Here is an 18891-nt window from a genome sequence, read left to right as displayed (position 1 = left end):
CATCGGCGGTGCAGGCGGCGCAGGCGGGATGGGCGGCGCAGGCGGGATGGGCGGCGCAGGCGGGATGGGCGGCGCGGGCGGCGCAGGCGGGATGGGCGGCGCAGGCGGGATGGGCGGCGCGGGCGGCGGGGGCCCCGCCGTGTGCGGCAACGGTGTCAAAGAGGACACCGAGGCCTGCGACGACGGCAATATGGTCAATGGCGACGGCTGCCAGGTCGATTGCTTCTACACCTGCAACAACGCGAACCCCAGCACCGGCGACGCGAAATGCGACGACGCCGATCCTTGCAACGGCGCCGAGACCTGCACCGACGCTCACATCTGCGCGCCCGGGATGAACGCGGCCGACGGTGTCTCGTGTGGCATGGGCAAGATCTGCAAGGCGGCCGTCTGCGTCGACGATACCTGCGGCGACGGCTTCGTCAGCGCAAACGAGGAGTGCGACGACGGCAACATCGTGAACGGCGACGGCTGCGACGCCTGCAAATTCAGCTGCGTCTCGAGCGACCCGACGCGCGACTGTTCGAGCCTCGATCCGTGCGTCGGCACCACCTGCAACGACGCCACGCATACCTGCGGAAACCCCCTCGGCAGCGGCCAGGTCTGCGGAATGGGCGCCGTCTGCGTGAATGGCGCCTGCACGCCCACCGTGTGCGGCGACGGCTCCGTCGACCCGGGCGAGGCCTGCGACGACGGGAACACGACCTCCGGCGACGGCTGCGACGCCGATTGCACCCTCTCCTGCGAGAACCCGACCACCGATTGCCCCGCGGCGCCGCTCTGCCAGGTCGCCGCTTGCAACGCGAGCAACGTCTGCGTCACCCTCCCGGACGCCGCGCAGAACGGCCAGATGTGCGGCGCGCCAAACCTCGTCTGCCAGGGCGGCGCGTGCCTCCCGCCCGAGGCGGTCTGCGGCAATGGGACGGTCGAGAATGGCGAGGAATGCGATTTCGGCGCGCAGAACGGCCCCGGCACCGGCTGCGAGGTCACCTGCCAGTTCTCCTGCGACACGAACGACGATTGCGTCGACGCCGAGACCTGCAACGGCAGCGAGACCTGCGTCGACGTCATGGTCGGCGGCAGCGCGGGCAAGGCTTGCTCGCCGGGCATGCCCGAGGCGAACTGCGCACCCTGCGCCGGAGGCCTCTGCACGGGCGGCTCTTGCAAGCCCACGGCGTGCGGCGACGGCTGCGTCGACACGACCGCCGGCGAGCAATGTGATCCTCCGGGCGCGGGCTGCGACGCGATGTGCAAGTTCCCCCCGGCGTGCGGCAATGGCATCCGCGAGGCCGGCGAGCAATGCGACGACGGCAACACGAAGAACATCGACGGCTGCGACGCCGCGTGCCAGTTCGAGCAGGTCCAGCGCGCGACCTGGCTCCAGCTCGAGCTCGCGCCGGACGCCTCGTTCTGCGCTGCGAACCAGCTCGGCAGCGCCATCACCTCCACGGCGGCGACCCCGATCCAGACCTCGCTCGCGAATGGCATCGCCGACGGCTCCATGACCATCATGTTCAAGACGTTCGGCCTCGACGACATGACGGGCACCTCCGATCCGGCCATCCAGCTCGGCGCCCTCAACGGCAGCCCGATCGTCCCGATGGGCGCCACGTACAATGGCGCCGCGGATCTCGATTGGTGGTACGCGACGAACCCGGCGTCCGTCGACGCGAATGGCAATCCGCTCCAGATGCTTTCGGGCAGCATCAGCGCGAAGACGCTCACCGCGGGGCCCGGCTACCTCAGCCTCAGCCTCGCCCTCGGCGGCCCGGCGTCGATCCTCAAGATGAGCAACGCCCGGCTCACCACCACGATCGGCGCCGTGAGCACGCCTCTCGCCTCGGCGGGCGCCCCGCCCGGCCACCTCGCCTCGGAGCACCTCGACCCGGCGCTCCAGGTCTATGCGAGCACCGGGCAACCGAACGCCAATGGCGCGGGCAAGCTCTGCGGCAACATCAGCGCGGCCTCGCTCGATCAGGTCCCCGCCCCCGCGCAGCTCCTCAGCGGCGCCACCGCGTGCAGCCAGGCGTACACCGCCGCGAACTCCCTGGTCGACGTCCTCATCGGGGGATGCACCGTGTTCGGTTTCCCGGTCATCATCATCCGCCAGCCGGATCAGGTCGATGCTGGCGCGCCGGTCGCGGGCGCGGGCGCCCCGTACACGCTCACGCGAAACACGATGACGAAAGAGGTCAACGGCTGCCGCGACAAGAACAACGCGGTCGTCGACCTCAATACCTGCCTCAACGCCGCGGCCTACTCCTCCTTCTTCAAGCTCGCCACGGGCCGCGTGATCGCGAAGTAAGGCAATTCCCTCTTCCCGCCCCCCGCGATTTCGACTAACCGCTCCTCTTCATGGAGCTCGGGACCGCGGTTCGTCACGACGTCACTCGCCTCACGGAGGAGGACATTTACCTCTTCGCCGAGGGCACGCACACGCGCCTCTACGAGAAGCTCGGCGCCCACCCGATGACGGTGGACGGCGTCCAGGGCACTTGCTTCGGCGTCTGGGCTCCGGAGGCCGAGCGTGTTTCCGTCGTCGGCGATTTCAATGGCTGGGACCGCGGCGCGCACCCCCTCGCGCGCCGCGGCGGCTCCGGCATCTGGGAAGGGTTCGTCCCGGGCGTCGGCCATGGCGCCGTCTACAAGTACTTCATCGCCTCCCGCTTCCAGGGCTACGTCGTCGAGAAGGCCGATCCCTTCGGCTTCCAGCACGAGATCCCGCCGAAGACCGCGTCCGTCGTCTGCGACCTCGCCTCCCTCGAAAAGGAGCCGCGCAAGCCTCGCCAGAAGCGCACGAGCCACGACAAACCCGTTTCGATCTACGAGGTCCACCTCGGCTCCTTCCGCCGCGTCGTCGGGAACGGAAACCGCCCGCTCACCTATCGCGAGCTCGCGACCGAGCTCCCCGAGTATGCCGCGCGCATGGGCTTCACCCACGTCGAGCTCCTGCCCGTCATGGAGCACCCGTTCGGCGGCTCGTGGGGCTACCAGGTCACCGGGTATTACGCGCCGACCTCGCGCTTCGGCGGCCCCGACGATTTCCTCCACCTCGTGAATGCCCTCCACGACGCGGGCCTCGGCGTCATCCTCGACTGGGTCCCCTCGCATTTCCCCTCCGACGAGCACGGCCTCGGGTATTTCGACGGCACCTACCTCTTCGAGCACGCCGACCCGCGCAAGGGCTATCACCCCGACTGGAAGAGCCTCATCTTCAACTATGGCCGCAACGAGGTGATGAGCTTCCTCCTCTCGAACGCGCATTTCTGGCTCGATCGCTACCAGGCCGACAGCCTGCGCGTCGACGCCGTCGCCTCGATGCTCTACCTCGATTACTCCCGCAAGCACGGCGAGTGGATCCCGAATCGCTACGGCGGCCGCGAAAACCTCGAGGCGATCGATTTCCTTCGCCGCCTCAACGAATCGATCTCCCGCGCCTTTCCGGACGTCCAGACGATCGCCGAGGAGTCCACCTCCTGGCCCATGGTCTCCCGCCCCGCGTACGTCGGCGGCCTCGGGTTCGGCTACAAATGGGACATGGGCTGGATGAACGACACGCTCAAGTACATGTCGAGCGACCCCGTCTATCGCAAGTTCGTCCACAACCAGCTCACGTTCCGCATGATGTATGCGTTCAGCGAGAGCTTCGTCCTCCCGCTCTCGCACGACGAGGTCGTCCACGGCAAAGGCTCGCTGATCGGCAAGATGCCTGGCGACGAATGGCAGAGGTTCGCGAATCTGCGCCTGCTCTTCGCGTACATGTGGGCGCAGCCGGGGAAGAAATTGCTCTTCATGGGCGGCGAGATCGCCCAGAAGCGCGAGTGGAACCACGAATCGAGCCTCGACTGGCACCTGCTCGACGAAGGCCCCTACCACGCCGGCATGAAGCGCTTCGTCCAGGCGATGAACCGCCTCTACCGCGAATACCCCGCCCTGCACGAGCTCGACACGAGCCCCGAGGGCTTCCAGTGGATCGATTGCAACGACGCCGACCACAGCGTCGTCGTTTTCTACCGCCGCGCCCGCTCCACCGACGCCCTCGTCCTCGTCGCCCTGAACTTCACCCCCATGCCGCGCCAGCGGTATCGCGTCGGCTTGCCCCGGGGCGGCCGCTGGAAGGAGCTCGTCTCCAGCGACGCCCTGGAGTTCGGCGGCAGCGGCATGGGCGCTGGCGGCGACGTCGTCGCGGAGAACATCGAATGGCATAGCCGGAAAAACTCCGTCGAGATCACGCTCCCGCCCCTCGGCGCCGTCTTTTTCGTGCACGAGGGCCTCGCCGTCTCGGAGCGCCCGCTCGGCGCCGTCCACCTCGGCGAGGATCGTGCCCGCTTCCGCGTCTGGGCCCCGAAGGTCGAAAAGGTCGACCTCGTCCTCCAGGGCAAGATCGAGCGCCGCATTGCGCTCGAACCCGAGGCGAACGGTTATCACCAGGCCCTCGTGGACGGCATCGCCCCCGGCGCGCGATACCAGTACGATCTCGGCGGCGGCAAGCTCCGCCCCGACCCGGCCTCGCGCCTCCAGCCCGAGGGCGTCCACGGCCCGAGCGAGGTCGTGAAGAGTTTTTCCGACCATACCCCTGGCTGGACCGGCCGCCCGCTCGACGAATACGTCCTCTACGAGCTCCACGTCGGCACGTTCACCCCCGAGGGCACGTTCGACGCCGCCATCTCGCGCCTCTCGTACCTCCGCGAGCTCGGCATCACGGCCGTCGAGCTCATGCCCGTCGCCGCGTTCCCCGGCGAGCGCAACTGGGGGTACGACGGCGCCTATCCCTTCGCCGTCCAGGCCTCCTACGGCGGCCCCGAGGGCTTGCGCCGCTTCGTCGACGCTTGCCATTCCGAGGGCATCGCCGTCGTCCTCGACGTCGTCTACAACCACCTCGGCCCCGAGGGCACCTACCTCGCCGATTTCGGCCCCTACTTCGCCTCGTATTACCGGACGCGCTGGGGCGACGCCCTCAACTTCGACGGCCCGCATTCGGACGAGGTCCGCAAGTTCTTCATCGAGAGCGCGCTCCATTTCGTCACGCAGATGGGCATCGACGCGCTCCGCCTCGACGCCGTCAATGCGATCGTCGACAACTCGCCGCTCTCGTTCTTCGAGGAGCTCGGCGAGGCCGTCCATCGTCGCGCCTCCGAGCTCGGCCGCCTCGTCCACCTCATCGCCGAGAGCGACGACAACGACCCGCGCCTCGTCACGCCTGCGTTCCAGGGCGGCCACGGGCTCGACGGCCTCTGGAACGACGACGTCCATTACGCCCTCCTCGCCCTGCTCACGGGCGAGCGCGTCGGTTACCTCCAGGACTTCGGCCTCGTCGAGCAGCTCGCGAAGACCTTCCGCGAGAATTTCGCCTTCACCGGCGAATACTCTCGCCATCGCCAGCGCCGCCGCGGCCGTCCGGCCGCGAGCATCGACCCGCGGCGCCTCGTCACGTTCGTCCAGAACCACGACCAGGCCGGCAACCGCCCGCGTGGCGAGCGCATCTCCGCGCGCGTCCCCTTCGAGAAGCAGAAGCTCGCGGCGGCCGTCGTCCTGCTCTCGCCCTTCCTCCCCCTGCTCTTCATGGGCGAGGAATATGGCGAAACCGCGCCGTTCCCGTATTTCACGAGCCACGGCGACCCCACGCTCGTCGAGAATGTCCGCAAGGGCCGCGCCGCGGAGATGGCGCGGCTCGGATATTCGGAAGAACCGTTCGATCCGCAGGACGAGGCCACGTTCCGTCGCGCCAAGCTCGATTTCAAGCTTCGCACCACCGGGGACCACGCAAAGCTCTTCGCGTGGTACAAGGAGCTCCTCCGGGCGCGGCGCGACGTGGGCGCCTTCGCCCCGGAGGGCGGCCGGCAAGCGGTTGCCTTCGAGGACGAGCGCCTCCTTTACGTGCGGCGCTGGAACCGTGATTCCGAGGTATTCGTGTTGTACCATTTCGGCGACCACCCCGTCACCGTCACCTTGCCCGTGCCCGCCGGCACCTTCCGCCGCTCGCTCGCCTCGTCCGAGGCCCGCTTCGGCGGCAAGGGGGACGGCGCTTCGCCGGAGGAGATCACGTCGACCGGCACCGTCCGCGTCACCCTCGGCCCGTCCGAGGCCGCGCTTTACGTGAGGGCTCGATGAAGGCTCCCGAGCGGTACGTCTGCGTCCACGGCCATTTCTATCAGCCCCCGCGGGAAAACCCCTGGCTCGAAGCGATCGAGCAGCAGGACTCGGCCGCGCCCTGGCACGATTGGAATGCGCGCATCACGGCCGAGTGTTACGCGCCAAACGCGGCCGCGCGGGTCCTCGACGGCGAGGACCGCATCGCGCGCATCGTCAACAACTATTCGCGCATCAGCTTCAATTTCGGCCCCACGCTCCTCGGCTGGATGGAGCACCACGCGAAGGAGACCTACCGGGCGATCCTCGCGGCGGACGAGGCGAGCGCGCGCCGCTTCGGCGGGCATGGCTCGGCCATGGCCCAGGCTTACAACCACCTCATCATGCCGCTCGCCAACCTGCGCGACAAGATCACGCAGGTCCGCTGGGGCATCGCCGATTTCGTCGCGCGCTTCCGCCGCAAACCCGAGGGCATGTGGCTGTCCGAGACGGCCGTCGACACCGAGACCTTGGAGGTCCTCGCGGCCGAAGGCATCGCGTTCACCCTCCTCGCGCCTCGCCAGGCCGCGCGCGTCCGCCGCATTGGCGGCAAGGAATGGATCGACGTCCGCGGCAGCCGCGTCGACCCCTCGATGGCCTACCGCGTCGAGCTCCCCTCCGGCCGCTCGATCGCCGTCTTCTTTTACGACGGCCCCGTCTCGCAGGCCGTCGCCTTCGAGCGCCTCCTCGCCAACGGCGAGCATTTCGCCGGCCGGCTCGCCTCCGCGTTCGACAGCAAGCGCACCTTCCCGCAGATGGTCCACATCGCCACCGACGGCGAGACCTACGGCCACCACCATCGTTATGGCGAGATGGCCCTTGCCTGGGCCCTCGGCCACATCGAGGCGCATGGTTTGGCCAAATTGACCAATTACGGCGAGTTCCTCGAACGCCACCCCCCGACGCACGAGGCCGAGATCCTCGAGCGCACCTCCTGGAGCTGCGCGCACGGCGTCGAGCGCTGGCGCGCCGATTGCGGCTGCCGTTCGGGCTCGCCGCATGGATGGACCCAGGCCTGGCGCAAGCCCCTCCGTGAGGCCCTCGACGCCCTCCGCGACGAGGTCGCGGGCCCCTTCGAGCGCGCGGGCGAGCGCCTCTTCCACGACCCCTGGGCCGCGCGGGACGCTTATATCGAGGTCGTCCTCGATCGCTCGCCGAGCACCCTCGCTCGGTTCTTCGCGGCGCACGCGACGCGCGCCCTCTCGACCGAGGAGCAGAGCGAGGCCCTCTCGCTCCTCGAGCTCCAGCGCAACGCGATGCTCATGTACACGAGCTGCGGCTGGTTCTTCGACGACCTCTCGGGCATCGAGACCGTGCAATGCCTCCAGTATGCCGGCCGCGTCGTCGAGCTCGGCGAGGCGCTCTTCGGCAAGAGCCTCGAAGGCCCGTTCCTCGAAAAACTCGAAAAGGCCCGCTCGAACCTCCCCGAGATGGGCGATGGTCGCCGCGTCTGGGATCGCTTCGTCACCCGGGCGCGCGTCGATCTCCCGGCCGTCACCGCCCATTTCGCCACGAGCCTCGTCCAGGACGCCCCCCCGAGCACCTATTGTTACGACGTCCACGTCGAGGGCCTCGAGACGCACGAGCGCAATGGCGCGAAGCTCCTCCTCGGCCGCACCCGCGTCACGAGCCGCCTCACGCTCGCCTCGGAGTGCCACGATTTCAGCGTCCTGCACCTCGGCGATCACCGCGTCGCCGGCGGCGTCTTGCGTGAACCCGAGGGCGACGACGAGATCGAGCGCCGCGCCGAGCTCGTCCGCATCTTCGAATCGGGCGACATGGAGGGCACGATGCGCCTCTTCTATCGTCGCTGCGACCGCACGATCGACTCGCTCGACGCCGTCTTCCGCGACGATCAGCGCCGCATCGTCGAGCGCCTCCTCGCGCCCACGCTCGCCGAGGTCGAGGCGGCGCAGCGCGCCCTCTTCGAGCGATATGCGCCGCTCCTCCGCCGCCTCGCGCCCTTGCGCAGCCCCACGCCGCGCTCCTTGCTCGTCGCGGGCGAACTCGTCCTCGGCGCCGACCTTTTGCGCGCCGCCGAGCGCGTCCCGCCCGACGTCCTTTCGATGCGGCGCCTCCTCGCGCAGGCCAAGGAGCAGGACCTCCACGTCGACCGCGCCGGCGTCACCTTCACCCTCGGCCAGAGCCTCTCCGCGCTCGCCGAGCGCCTCCGCGAAAGACCCACGGATCCGCTTCTCCTCGCGGATCTCGACATGGCCGTCGAGTTCGCGCATCGCGCCGGGTTCTCCGTCGACCTCTGGAAGACGCAGAACGTGTTTTATCGACTCGCACATACCATCTATCCCGAGATGCGCACCCGCGCCGACGAGGGCGACGCCGCGGCGCATTCGATGTGCCTCGCGTTCCAGAGCCTCGCCGAGCGGCTCCGCGTCCGCCTGCCCGAGGGCGCGTCGCTGCCGCGCCTCCGCTCCCTGCGCGGGGAGGAAATCGAGGAGATCCCGTGAGCGCCCGCGGCGCGCCTTCGAAATCGAAGAAGAAGCCGGCGAAGAAGGCCACGAAACCGCCCGTGAAGACGCGCGCCCGGATCACGCGCGCCGAGCCCGACGACGCCGTCGAGCCCATTTCCTGGTGGAAAGCCTTCTATGGCGTCGTCCGTCGCATTCCGCGCGGCCGCGTCACCACCTATGGCGTGGTCGCCGCCCTCGCCGGCCACCCGCGCTCGGCGCGCCACGTCGGATTCGCCCTCGCCGCGTTGAAGGACACCGGCGGCAGCACCGTCCCGTGGCAGCGTGTCCTCGGCGCCCGCCCTCGCAATCGCGCGGCCGTGACCATCAAAGATCCCGTGGGCGGCGCCCTCCAGCGCGCGATCCTCGAATCCGAGGGCGTGGTTTTCGATACGCGCGGAAATGTCTCCCTCGATCGTTTCGGCTGGGCCGGCCCCGGCGCAAAAAAGCCGGCCGCCGCGCCCCGCAAACGCGCGCGCGCCTGAGCCCTCGTTTCCGGCCCGAATCTTGCCATTCGTCGCGGCCCGGTTGCAGCGTTGCGCCTTCGTCCGCCGTGGCCTCTGCGCAACCGCGACCTTTCAAGCATCGAGGCTGGCACACCATGACCCACGCAAAACATTCGTCTCCTCTCTCCGTTGCGCTATTCACGAGAATTCTGCGGGCCGCAGGGCTCACCGCGGGCGCGACCCTCGCCGTCGCGGCGGCGGCGTGCGGCGGCAAGGTGGTCATCGATGCGGGCGAGGGGGGCGCGGGCGGCACCGGCGGTACCGGCGGCACCGGCGGCGTCTTGGGCCCCGCGGTCAGCACCGCCGTTGGTGTCGGCGGAGCGGGCGGCGGAAGCTCGCTCGAGTGCCCGGAGCCGCTGCCCATGGGGGCCGAGTATCAGCTCGTTTGCCTCGAAGGCTCCGTCGGCGGCCAATGCCCCCCGCTCGCCGACGTCGAGGCCGAGCTCATGACGCAGGTCTACAGCGACCCAAGTTGCGGCTGCTGTAGCAGCGCCGGCCAAGGCTGCCAGGACCTCTCGATCAGCGCCCAGTGCTGTTACAATCTAGCCATCTTCCCCTATCAATGCGGAGGCCGCCCGTTCCTCGTGAACGGCGAAGCGCGCACCGCGGAGCCCGAGGCCCGCGACGATTGGCTCGTGCAGGCCGGCCATCGTTTGTCCCAGGCACCCGATCTCTCGAACCTCGATCCCGCCACGCGCCGCGTCCTCGCCGACCATTTTACGCGAACTGGCCTCTACGAGCACGCCTCCGTCGCCTCGTTTGCGCGGTTCGTCCTGGAGCTGCTCGGCGTCGGCGCCCCGGCCTCGCTCGTCTCCGCCGCGCAGGAAGCCCTCGCGGACGAGGTGCGGCACGCCAAACTCTGCTTCGGCCTCGCCAGCGCTTACGCAGGCGCGCCGGTGGGTCCGGGCACGCTGCCCATGCCCGATCTCTCGAGCCAGCGGACCCTCGCCGACATCGCGTTCGCCACGGCCCTCGAAGGCGCCGTCAATGAGACGCTCTCCGCGCTCGTCGCGGGCGAAGAGGCCCTCCGCGCGACCGATCCCGCGGTGAAGGCCACGCTCGTCTGGATCGCCGAGGACGAGGCCACGCACGCGGAGCTCGCGTGGTGCACGCTCGCGTGGGCGCTCGAAGTGGGCGGGCCCGAGGTCGCCCGCGCCCTCGAAAAGGCATTTTCCATGGCCCAATGCCCCGCGCCCGAGGACCTCGCCGCCCCCGGCGCAGACCCGGACAAACTCGCCGCCCATGGCTGCCTCTCCGCCGCGGAGAAGCGCGACATCATGCGCCGCGCGTTGGCCGATGTCGTCCTCCCGGCCGCGCGCACGCTCCTCCGCGCGCCGCTCGCCCGTCGATCCGTCCGCGAGGACCTGCGCGAGCTGGACCATTTCGCGTAACCGCCACAGTCCGCGTTTTCGGTCCGAATCTTGCCAACCATCGCCGCCCGGTTGCAGCGTTGCGTCTCCGTCCGCGGTGGTCTCTGCGCCACCGCGATCTTTCATGCATCGAGGCTGGCACACCATGACCCACGCGAAACATTCATCTCCTCTTTCCGTTGCGCTGTTCACGAGAATTCTGCGGGCCGCAGGGCTCACCGCGGGCGCGACCCTCGTCGTCGCGGCGGCGGCGTGCAGCGGCAGTGTGGCCATCGATGCGGGCGCGGGGGGCACCGGCGGCGCGGGCGGCGGAAGCTCGCTCGCGTGCTCGGACCCGCCGCCCGCGGGGGCCGAATATCGTCTCCTTTGCCTCCCCGGCTCCGTCGGCGGCAACTGCCCTCCGCGCGGCCAGGTCCAGGACGAGCTGATGAAGCAGGTCACGGGCACCGACGAATGCGTCGGCTCCGGGACCTGCTGCTACGACCACCCCGGGTACGGCTGCCAGGAGCTCTCGATCAGCGCTCAGTGCTGCTATAACCTGGCCATCACCTTCGAGATCTGCGAAGGCCGCCCCTTCGTCGTGGATGGCGAAGCGCGCACGGCCGACCCCGAGGCCCGCGCCGATTGGCTCCTGCAAACCGGGCGAGGTTTGGCCGAGTCACCCAATCCATCGAACCTCGACCCCGCCACGCGCCGCGCCCTCGCCGATCACTTCACGCGCTCCGGCCTCTACGAGCACGCCTCCGTCGCCTCGTTCGCGCGGTTCGTCCTGGAGCTGCTCGGCGCGGGCGCCCCGGCCTCGCTCGTCTCTGCCGCGCAACAAGCGCTGGCGGACGAGGTGCGGCACGCCAAACTCTGCTTCGGCCTCGCCAGCGCCTACGCGGGCGCAGCGGTTGGTCCGGGCACGTTGCCCATGCCCGAGGTCACGCTCCGGCGAACCCTCGCCGATCTCGCGCTCGCCACGGCCCTCGAAGGCGCCGTCAATGAGACGCTCGCCGCGCTCGTTGCGGGCGAAGAGGCCCTCCGCGCGACCGATCCCGCGGTGAAAGCCGCGCTCGTCTCGATCGCCGAGGACGAGGCCACACACGCGGAGCTCGCGTGGCGCACGCTCGCGTGGGCGCTCGACGCGGGCGGGCCCGAGGTCGCCCGCGCCCTCGAAAAGGCATTTTCCATGGCCGAATGCCCCGCGCCCGAGGACGTTTTCGCCCCAGGCGCGGACCCGGACAAACTCGCCGCCCACGGCTGCCTCTCCGCCGCGGAGAAACGCGACGTCATGCGCCGCGCCATGGCCGACGTCGTCTTGCCCGCCGCGCGTACGCTCCTCCGCGCGCCTCGCGCCCGCGGATCAGTGCGTGATGACGCGCACGCGCTCGACAATCTCGCGTAACGCCTCGGCGACGCCTTCCGTCTCGGGGTGCCGGACCAGCACATAACCTTCGCCCTCGTAGCTCGCCGACCTCGGCTCGCCGACCTTGGGCCATTTCACGTCCGTGATCATCCCGCCGAACTTCCGCTCGGCTTCCTCGATCCCCCACACCTCGCGCACCACGCCCGGCGCCTGCCCGCGCAGGAACGCCGCGCCCGTAGCGTACTTGCGCTCGCGCGGCGCCTCGAACGTATCGAATGCGATGAGCCGCGCGACCTGCCCGTACATGTCGAAGTCGTGGGCGCGCGCGTTCAGGTTCATGAGCTGCGCGCCGCCGGGCCGCGCCGCGACCTCGGAGAGCACGACCCTCCCGTCCTTTTGCCGGAACCACTCCATGTGGCAAATGCCGGTCGTGAGCCCGAGCTTCGCGAGCGCCCGGAACCCGAGCTCCCGGATCGGATCGAATTCGGGCCCGCTGATGTCGCGCGGCAAGAGCACGCACCACTGGATCCACGGATTGTCCACGACCTCGATCGGATTCGGCAGATAGCGCGAAATCGAGTGCCAGACGGGCTTGCCGTCGATCACCACGGCGTCGAACGTGTGCTCCGCGCCGGTCACGAACTCTTCGAGCAGCACGGGCGACGCCGGGGTCGGGGCAGAGAGCGCGAGCACGCGATCGAGCTCGGCCGTATCCTTTACGATGAACGTACCGGCCGAGCCCACGCCGGCCGGGGGCTTCGCGACCAGGGGAAAACCCACCTCGGCCGCGAAGCTCCGCGCCTCGGCCTCGTTCGGGGCGAGGCGGTGGCGCGCGCACGGCAATCCCGCCGCGCGGAGCACGTCTTTCATGCGCGGTTTGTCGCGGAAGTTCCGGATCACCTCCGCGCCCGGCCCCGGCAGCCCGAGCGCGTCGCGCGCCTCGGCGACCGCGACCTGCACGAACTCGCTCGCGCCGAGCAGCCGGTCGACGGGCGCGACGTTCGCGTGGAGCCAGCGCGTGGCCGCCACGAGCTCCGCCGAGTCCTGCACGTCGCTCACGCGGAAATGCTTCACGAGCCGGCCGAGGAGCACCGCGGGCAGGTTCTCCTCGACGTCCTGGCTCACGACCGCGAGCCCGAGACCGGGCACGTCGAGCAGGGCGGCGATGAATCGGATGGCGCTCTCGTTGAAGAAAGGCGTGACGAGGACGGCGAATCGCATGGCGGGGCGCCACCATACTCCGTTCGTCCCGGTCTTCAAGGCGTCGCGCGTGACTTCTCCGTGGCAGCGTCCGCGTCGGTCGCCGGGGTGGCCTGTCCGCCGACCACGATAACCTCGGTGTCCCCTGCCTCGGGGGGCGCCTGCAATCGCGCAAGGAGCTCCTCGTACCGCCGCCGGAGGGCCGGGCGATCCGGCGCGTTTCGTGTCGCCCGATACCGCGCGTCGAGCGCCCGCTGGAAATCCCCGCGCGTGATCCACGACTCCGCGATCCGATCGAGCGCCGTCGCGTCCTCGGGGTCGAGCGCGAGCGCCGCCTCGTACGCCGCGTGCGCCGCGTCCTTCTCCCCGCGCGCCTCCCGCAGCCGCCCGAGCGCCACGTGAATGCGCGGGCCATCCCGCCCGAGCGCCACGAGCCTCCGCGCCGCGACCTCGACCCGCGCGAGATCCCCGGCCGCGGCCGCACGCCGGATCCCCATTTCCTTCTCCCAGGCCGCGACGGCCCACGCGCCCGCGGCCGCGAGCCCCGCGGCCACGAGCGCCGCCCCGAGCCCCCACGCCGCGAGGCCCTTTTTCGCCGGGGCCGCCTGCGGCGCCGCGCTCGTTTGGCCCACGAGGACATTGCCGACCGCGCCGTCCCGGAGCTTCCAGATCGCCCCGTCGAGGAGGAAGTGGTGCAAATTCACGGCGGCCGCCACGAGGAGCCCGAGCCCCGACTCGAACGGCAGGAGCCCGAGCGCGCCCGGCGCGCAGAGGACCGCGGGGAACACCCAGATCGCCGCGCCCGCGAGCACGGTTTTTCCGAGATACAAAAGCCCCGCCGGCGCCGCCTTCGCGACGCTCCCCGAGGCGCGCGCATAATGGAACGAGATCCACAGGTATTGCACGCTGTGCGCGATCGCGACCCAGATGAACGCGAGCGCCGTCGCGCCGCCCGGACCATAGAGCGCCGGCCGCACGAGGCCGAGCAGCACCGGCAGGACGAACCACGCGGCCTGGCTCGCGACGAGCGCGAGCGCCGGCGCGAGCCGCGAAAATCCATCAATCTGCACGAGCTTCCGGATCACGAGGCCCGTCACCACGACGTACGATGCCCCCGCGACGCCGAGCGCGCCCAGGGCAAACTGCGCGGGAATGCCGAGCGGCGCGAATCGGTAGGACGCGCTCGCCGCTTGCAGGGGATCGGCCCCGCCGGCGGACGCAGCGCCGTGGATGTTCGCGAAGACCAGCACGAACGAGAGGACGAACGAGGTCCAGACGAGCCGCCGGAGCGCCGGGTCCGGCGTGATCCCGGCGCGGCGCAAGAACATCATCACGAGCCCGAAGTTCTGCGCCGTGTAATGCCAAGGGCTCCACGTGAGATAAAGCGTGATGAGCCACGTCCCGAGCCTCGGCGCGGCGAACGACCCCGCGAACGCCGCCCAGACCAGGAAACCGAGGGGGAACGCATAGAAAAAATACCGCCGGCGCGCGGCCGACGTCCCGTAGACCCGGAGCAGCGTCGCCCCGTAATGCGGGATCCCGGTCACGAGCACGACGAGCGGCAGAAAGCCTTCGATCGAGCCCATCGGCGCGCCCGTCGCCGCGAGGGCGAGCACGAGCAGCCCATACCCGATCCCGCATCCGAGCAGGAGATCGGGCCACGGACCGAGCAGCCAGGGCCGGGGCGCCGCGACGGCGGTGGACATCGCGGCGCATTCTACCGCCAAGAGGCCCTTTGGAGACAAGGACGAACGTGCTCGGGGCCATGAGGAACGACACGCCGCGGGCCGGCGTTTCGGCCGTTCCACGAAGTCCAAGCGGCTCGTCGGCCTCCTCCTCGCCGGGGCGCTCGCCTGCTCCGACACCCGCGTGATGCGGCTCGGTCACATCATGAACGAGGAGACATTCTCCGATTGCGGCGACGTCCCGATGCCGGCCGACGAGCTCGAGGCCATCGTGTGGGAGCTTGGACTCAGCCCCCCTCGACCTCGGCCTTCAGCGCGTCGACGAGCCGCTTCTGGTCCGCCCCCGCGGGCACGCCTTCCTTGGCGTACATCACGCGCCCGTCCTTGCCCACCATCACGACGCCCGTCACCTCGTTTTTCACCTTGTAGGCCGAGCGCATGCCTCCGGTCCAATCGCAATAGACCGTGGTCCCTTGCTTCTTCGTCTCCTCGCGGACGGCGTCCTTCACGGTGCCGCGCGCCGGCCAGAAATCGTAGGGGCTCACGTCCGCGACCAGGAGGAGCGACACCTTCGACGCGTACGGGCCCGATTTCAGGAGCTTGACGAGCTCGCGCCGGAATGCCTCGCTCTTCGGCGCCGACGTCCGGTCGTCGTACACGATCACGATCGGCTTGCCCTTCAGCGATTTGATCTCGACCCCCTTGCCGTCGGCGTCCTCGACGCGAGCGTTCGGGGCGACGGCCTGCTCCGACAGCACGGCCAGGGCGGTTGCGGTCGGCAGCGCCGTCGCCGCGAGGAGGGTGATTCCGAAGGCGAACAGGGTTCGTCGGGCGAGAATCATTGCTCACCAAACAAACCGCTTTTTTCGGGTGCTGTCAAGCACTCCACGAGCGCGAGAGAGCGCCGGACGCCCCGGACATCAATTTTCCGTCAGGTAGAAAAACGCGATGCACATCTCGTCGTTCGTGCCCTGGCCCCAGGTCGTCGTCGTGTCGCGCCCGAGCGTGTCGTACGTGCACGTGATGCGCATCGTGTCGCCCCACGAGAGGTCGATGGGCTTCGTGTAATGGGCGAACCCCTGCCAATGGAAATCCCAGTTGTTCACCTGGGCAAGGCATTTCTCCTCTCCCTCGTGCGTCGCCGAGACGTGCATCCCCGTCCCGAGCTTGTGCATGTGCGGCCAGAGCCCCCACAAGGTGACGTTCATGGGCACGGGCTGGCTCGCGCTCTGATCGACCTTCGGCTGCCTCGGCGGCAAGAGGAGGCTCGTGGCCGCGATGCGCCGCACGGCGGCTTCCTTCGGCACGCTCTTTTCGAGCCGGAGGTCGATCTGGGTGCGATCGGCTTCCCGTCCATTTTCTTGATTGTAATGGATCTGCAAGATCGTCTTCCGCCCGGCGCGCATACGGAGCCCCGTGCCCTCGGGGAAGGTCAGCGCCCCGCTGCCGGGGCCCGCGCCGACGAGCCAGCGCGTGTTCGGCACGTGGATGTCGTCGATGCACGAATACCCGAACCCGGGCTCGGCGGCGTCGAGCGACTCGGCCAGGGCCTCCTGCTCCGGCGTGTCGATGGAGAAGAGCGTCAGGTGGTGCAGCATCGACGCGACCCCCGGGCGGACGTGGAAGCCGGTGATGAACACGTCCTCCGCGAGCCCGGGATCGAGCACGAAGCACCGGTAATCGTCGAATTTCGCGGCGTCCGGGGTATACGTGTCCTTCATGTCGATCGTCATGTCGATGCGATCCAGGCTCGCGAGGGCCTTCGGCGCGGGAGGGGCGCCCTTCGGCGGCTCTCCCTCGGGCGCGCCGGCGCGGGCCCAGGCCGCGACCGTCGCAATCTGCGCGTCCGAGAGCCAGCGGCCCTCGACGTACGTGTTGCATTCGCCGCTGTTGTCGAGGACGAACGGAGGCATGGTGCGTGCCGTCGTGGAGATGCGGATCGCCTCGGCGGTCCGGCGCGCGTCCTCGTAATCGACCAGGGAAAACGGGGCAATGCCACCCTTTTCGTGGCAACTCTGGCAATGCTCGGCGAGGATGGGCGCCACGTCCTCGTGATACGTGGGTATCCGGAGCGGCGCGCTCGCCTCGTCGTCCTTGCTCCCGCACGCGAGCAGCGAGAACATCGAAATCGTACCCAGGATCCACTGTGTCCGTGCCATCGAGCCCTCCTTCACGGGTCGGGGGCTTACCTGCCATGGTCCGGCGTGGCCGCTGCACGACGTGTTCCAGAACCCGGCGGGCCGACGCTCCGTGGCACGTCCCGTGCAAAATTGCTGGGGAGGAGGCTCGTCATGGCACACGGCATCGTCAAGGAATTCAAGGAGTTCATCTCGCGCGGCAACGTGATGGACCTGGCGGTCGCCGTCGTGCTCGGTGCCTCGTTCAATGCCGTCGTCACGACCTTCACGAACGGCATCCTGATGAACCTGATCGCGGCGATCTTCGGCAAGCCGAACTTCGACGCGCTCACGTGGAAGCTCGGCAATGGCGTGATCGAATACGGGAAGTTCCTCACGGCCGTGGTCAATTTCGTGATCGTCGGATTCGCGCTCTTCCTCTTCGTGAAGGCGCTCAACGCGATGAGGCGCCCGCGGCCCGCCGTCCCCGCGCTTCCGCAGGAGTCGGATCACGATCTGCTCGCGCAGATCCGCGACGCGCTCGTCGCGAAGACCCCCTCGCGCGCCTCGTAGCCACGACGCGCGACATCGCCGCGCGGAGCTGTGGTACGGTCGCGGCGTGGATCGTCACCGAACGTTACGCCTCTCCCTCCTCGCTGCGATCGGCGGAGCCGCGTGCTCGGCCTCTCCTCCCGCCTCGTCCGGCGCTGGCGAAGGCGCCGTCGTCGCCATCCCCACGTCGCCCGCGAGCGCGACCGCGGAGCCTCCGCCCGACGGCGAACCCGAGCCGGCGAAGCCGAAGCGCGGCTGGGTGTCCGAGAAAAACGGGAACGTCCACCGCGCGAGCCGCGTGACGTGTGACGCGACGATCGACATCGCCGCCTGTGCGGGCACGGAGAGGCATCAGTCCTGCAAGACGGACGCCGATTGCACGGAGCACCCGCACGGCAAGTGCACGAGCGGGATCGGGCAGGTCGGGACGTATTGCGGCTGCACGTATTCGTGCGAGTCCGACGACGACTGCGGCGCCGGAAAGGCCTGCGTCTGCAAGGGCACGGGTGCCCTGCGCGCGCGGAACTCCGTCTGCGCGGAGGCCTCCTGCAACACGGATGCTGACTGCGGCGGGAGCACCTGCGGTTTGTCGGCATATCACAATGGATGTTACGAGCAGGTCACGCTCGCTTGCAGGACCAAGGAGGACACCTGCAAGAGCGACGCGGACTGCGGGGCCGCCACGACGCGCGGGTCGGCCTGCGTGGCGATCGGCGCAAAGGGCGCGACGCCGACCTGGCAATGCGCGGGGATGTCCTGCGTGATCGGCCGTCCCCTCGTCGTCGAAGGCGAGGCGCGCGCCGCAAGGCCCCGCGCCCGCGCCGACTGGCGTGCGCCGCTCGTCTTCGATACAACGCACCTCTGCGCGGATGCGCGCGAGGCGATCGCGGCGCACCACGCGGCCATCGCCGCGATGGAGCACGCCTCGATCGCGAGCTTCGCGCGCTTCTCGCTCCAGCTCCTCGCGCTCGGCGCGCCCGCCGAGCTGCTCGCCGAGGCGCAAAACGCCGCGCGTGACGAGGTGGAGCACGCGCGGATCGAATACGCCATCGCCTCCCGGATCGGAGGGCGAATCATCGGCCCAGACAAACTCCCGGAGGCGACGGCGCGCCTCGCGACGGATGTCGTTTCATTCGTGGAGTCGCTCGTGGAGGAGGGCTGCGTGGGCGAGACGCTCGGCGCGGCCGAGGGGCAGGAGGTCGCGCGCTCGGTGAAGGACGAGGGCCTCGGGGCCGCACTCGCGCAGATCGCCGAGGACGAGGCGCGACACGCGGCGCTCGCGTGGAAAACGTTGCAATGGGCGCTCGACGCGTTCGGGCCCGAGGCGCGCGACGCCGCCGCGCGGGCGTTCGAGCGGGCCCGAGCGATGCATGAAAAGGATCCCCCGGCGGGCCCCGTGGAAAACGAGGAATTCGGCGTGCTCGGTTCGCGGACGCTCGGCGCGCTCCGGCGTTCGGCGCTGCGCGAGGTCGTCGCGCCGTGCCTTCGGCAGCTCGGCCTCGTCGCCTGGTCTTGAGGT

General features: G+C 69.6%; 12 protein-coding genes. 8 read left to right on the top strand and 4 right to left on the bottom strand.

What is annotated here, in order from left to right:
- The 6 genes from QHF85_RS40545 to QHF85_RS40520 form a co-directional block, all read left to right on the top strand.
- A partial coding sequence (locus QHF85_RS40545) for a DUF4215 domain-containing protein (RefSeq protein ID WP_281332796.1) occupies positions 1 to 2305 on the top strand: 2305 nt, incomplete at its 5' end.
- A 50-nt stretch (positions 2306 to 2355) separates the two neighbouring features.
- Entirely contained in the window at positions 2356 to 6111 is a 3756-nt protein-coding gene (gene glgB / locus QHF85_RS40540; protein ID WP_281332795.1) for a 1,4-alpha-glucan branching protein GlgB, read from the top strand.
- Positions 6108 to 8594 carry a DUF3536 domain-containing protein gene (locus QHF85_RS40535; RefSeq protein ID WP_281332794.1) on the top strand — a complete coding sequence of 829 codons (2487 nt, stop codon included), beginning with the start codon at positions 6108 to 6110 and terminating at the stop codon, positions 8592 to 8594. The genes glgB and QHF85_RS40535 overlap by 4 nt, the downstream gene beginning before the upstream one ends.
- Entirely contained in the window at positions 8591 to 9079 is a 489-nt protein-coding gene (locus QHF85_RS40530) for an MGMT family protein (RefSeq protein WP_281332793.1), read from the top strand. The genes QHF85_RS40535 and QHF85_RS40530 overlap by 4 nt, the downstream gene beginning before the upstream one ends.
- A 116-nt stretch (positions 9080 to 9195) precedes the next feature.
- Positions 9196 to 10491 carry a ferritin-like domain-containing protein gene (locus QHF85_RS40525; RefSeq protein ID WP_281332792.1) on the top strand — a complete coding sequence of 432 codons (1296 nt, stop codon included), beginning with the start codon at positions 9196 to 9198 and terminating at the stop codon, positions 10489 to 10491.
- Positions 10492 to 10615: 124 nt separating this feature from the next.
- The gene (locus QHF85_RS40520; RefSeq protein ID WP_281332791.1) at positions 10616 to 11857 is read left to right on the top strand and encodes a ferritin-like domain-containing protein; all 1242 of its coding nucleotides are present in this window, start codon (positions 10616 to 10618) and stop codon (positions 11855 to 11857) included.
- Here the strand turns inward: QHF85_RS40520 and QHF85_RS40515 are convergent.
- The 4 genes from QHF85_RS40515 to QHF85_RS40500 form a co-directional block, all read right to left on the bottom strand.
- A complete protein-coding gene (locus QHF85_RS40515; protein ID WP_281332790.1) occupies positions 11816 to 13039 on the bottom strand; it encodes an ATP-grasp domain-containing protein in 1224 nt (407 codons plus the stop codon). The two genes, QHF85_RS40520 and QHF85_RS40515, sit on opposite strands and share 42 nt — an antisense overlap.
- Positions 13040 to 13074: 35 nt before the next feature.
- Entirely contained in the window at positions 13075 to 14724 is a 1650-nt protein-coding gene (locus QHF85_RS40510) for a tetratricopeptide repeat protein (protein ID WP_281332789.1), read from the bottom strand.
- 266 nt (positions 14725 to 14990) lie between these two features.
- Entirely contained in the window at positions 14991 to 15545 is a 555-nt protein-coding gene (locus QHF85_RS40505) for a hypothetical protein (protein ID WP_281332788.1), read from the bottom strand.
- A gap of 78 nt (positions 15546 to 15623) precedes the next feature.
- The gene (locus tag QHF85_RS40500; protein WP_281332787.1) at positions 15624 to 16862 is read right to left on the bottom strand and encodes a hypothetical protein; all 1239 of its coding nucleotides are present in this window, start codon (positions 16860 to 16862) and stop codon (positions 15624 to 15626) included.
- A gap of 132 nt (positions 16863 to 16994) precedes the next feature.
- On the opposite strand from QHF85_RS40500, the gene mscL reads away from it, so the two are divergent.
- Together mscL and QHF85_RS40490 are read left to right on the top strand one after the other, a co-directional pair.
- Positions 16995 to 17393 carry a large conductance mechanosensitive channel protein MscL gene (gene mscL, locus QHF85_RS40495; RefSeq protein WP_281332786.1) on the top strand — a complete coding sequence of 133 codons (399 nt, stop codon included), beginning with the start codon at positions 16995 to 16997 and terminating at the stop codon, positions 17391 to 17393.
- 46 nt (positions 17394 to 17439) lie between these two features.
- Positions 17440 to 18888 carry a ferritin-like domain-containing protein gene (locus QHF85_RS40490; protein ID WP_281332785.1) on the top strand — a complete coding sequence of 483 codons (1449 nt, stop codon included), beginning with the start codon at positions 17440 to 17442 and terminating at the stop codon, positions 18886 to 18888.
- Positions 18889 to 18891 lie beyond the last annotated feature (3 nt).

It is taken from the genome of Polyangium sp. 6x1 (assembly GCF_029946515.1).
GTDB lineage: Bacteria > Myxococcota_A > Polyangia > Polyangiales > Polyangiaceae > Polyangium.
The sequence above is the reverse complement of the archived record's forward strand: the minus strand, read 5'-3'. Positions and strand labels throughout refer to the sequence as shown.

Excerpts from the sequence above, each read along its gene's own strand:
- glgB (WP_281332795.1), top strand. The coding sequence starts at position 2,356 with ATGGAGCTCGGGACCGCGGTTCGTCACGACGTCACTCGCCTCACGGAG.
- QHF85_RS40535 (WP_281332794.1), top strand. The coding sequence starts at position 6,108 with ATGAAGGCTCCCGAGCGGTACGTCTGCGTCCACGGCCATTTCTATCAG.
- QHF85_RS40525 (WP_281332792.1), top strand. The coding sequence starts at position 9,196 with ATGACCCACGCAAAACATTCGTCTCCTCTCTCCGTTGCGCTATTCACG.
- QHF85_RS40520 (WP_281332791.1), top strand. The coding sequence starts at position 10,616 with ATGACCCACGCGAAACATTCATCTCCTCTTTCCGTTGCGCTGTTCACG.
- QHF85_RS40515 (WP_281332790.1), bottom strand. The coding sequence starts at position 13,039 with ATGCGATTCGCCGTCCTCGTCACGCCTTTCTTCAACGAGAGCGCCATC.
- QHF85_RS40510 (WP_281332789.1), bottom strand. The coding sequence starts at position 14,724 with ATGTCCACCGCCGTCGCGGCGCCCCGGCCCTGGCTGCTCGGTCCGTGG.
- QHF85_RS40505 (WP_281332788.1), bottom strand. The coding sequence starts at position 15,545 with ATGATTCTCGCCCGACGAACCCTGTTCGCCTTCGGAATCACCCTCCTC.
- QHF85_RS40500 (WP_281332787.1), bottom strand. The coding sequence starts at position 16,862 with ATGGCACGGACACAGTGGATCCTGGGTACGATTTCGATGTTCTCGCTG.
- mscL (WP_281332786.1), top strand. The coding sequence starts at position 16,995 with ATGGCACACGGCATCGTCAAGGAATTCAAGGAGTTCATCTCGCGCGGC.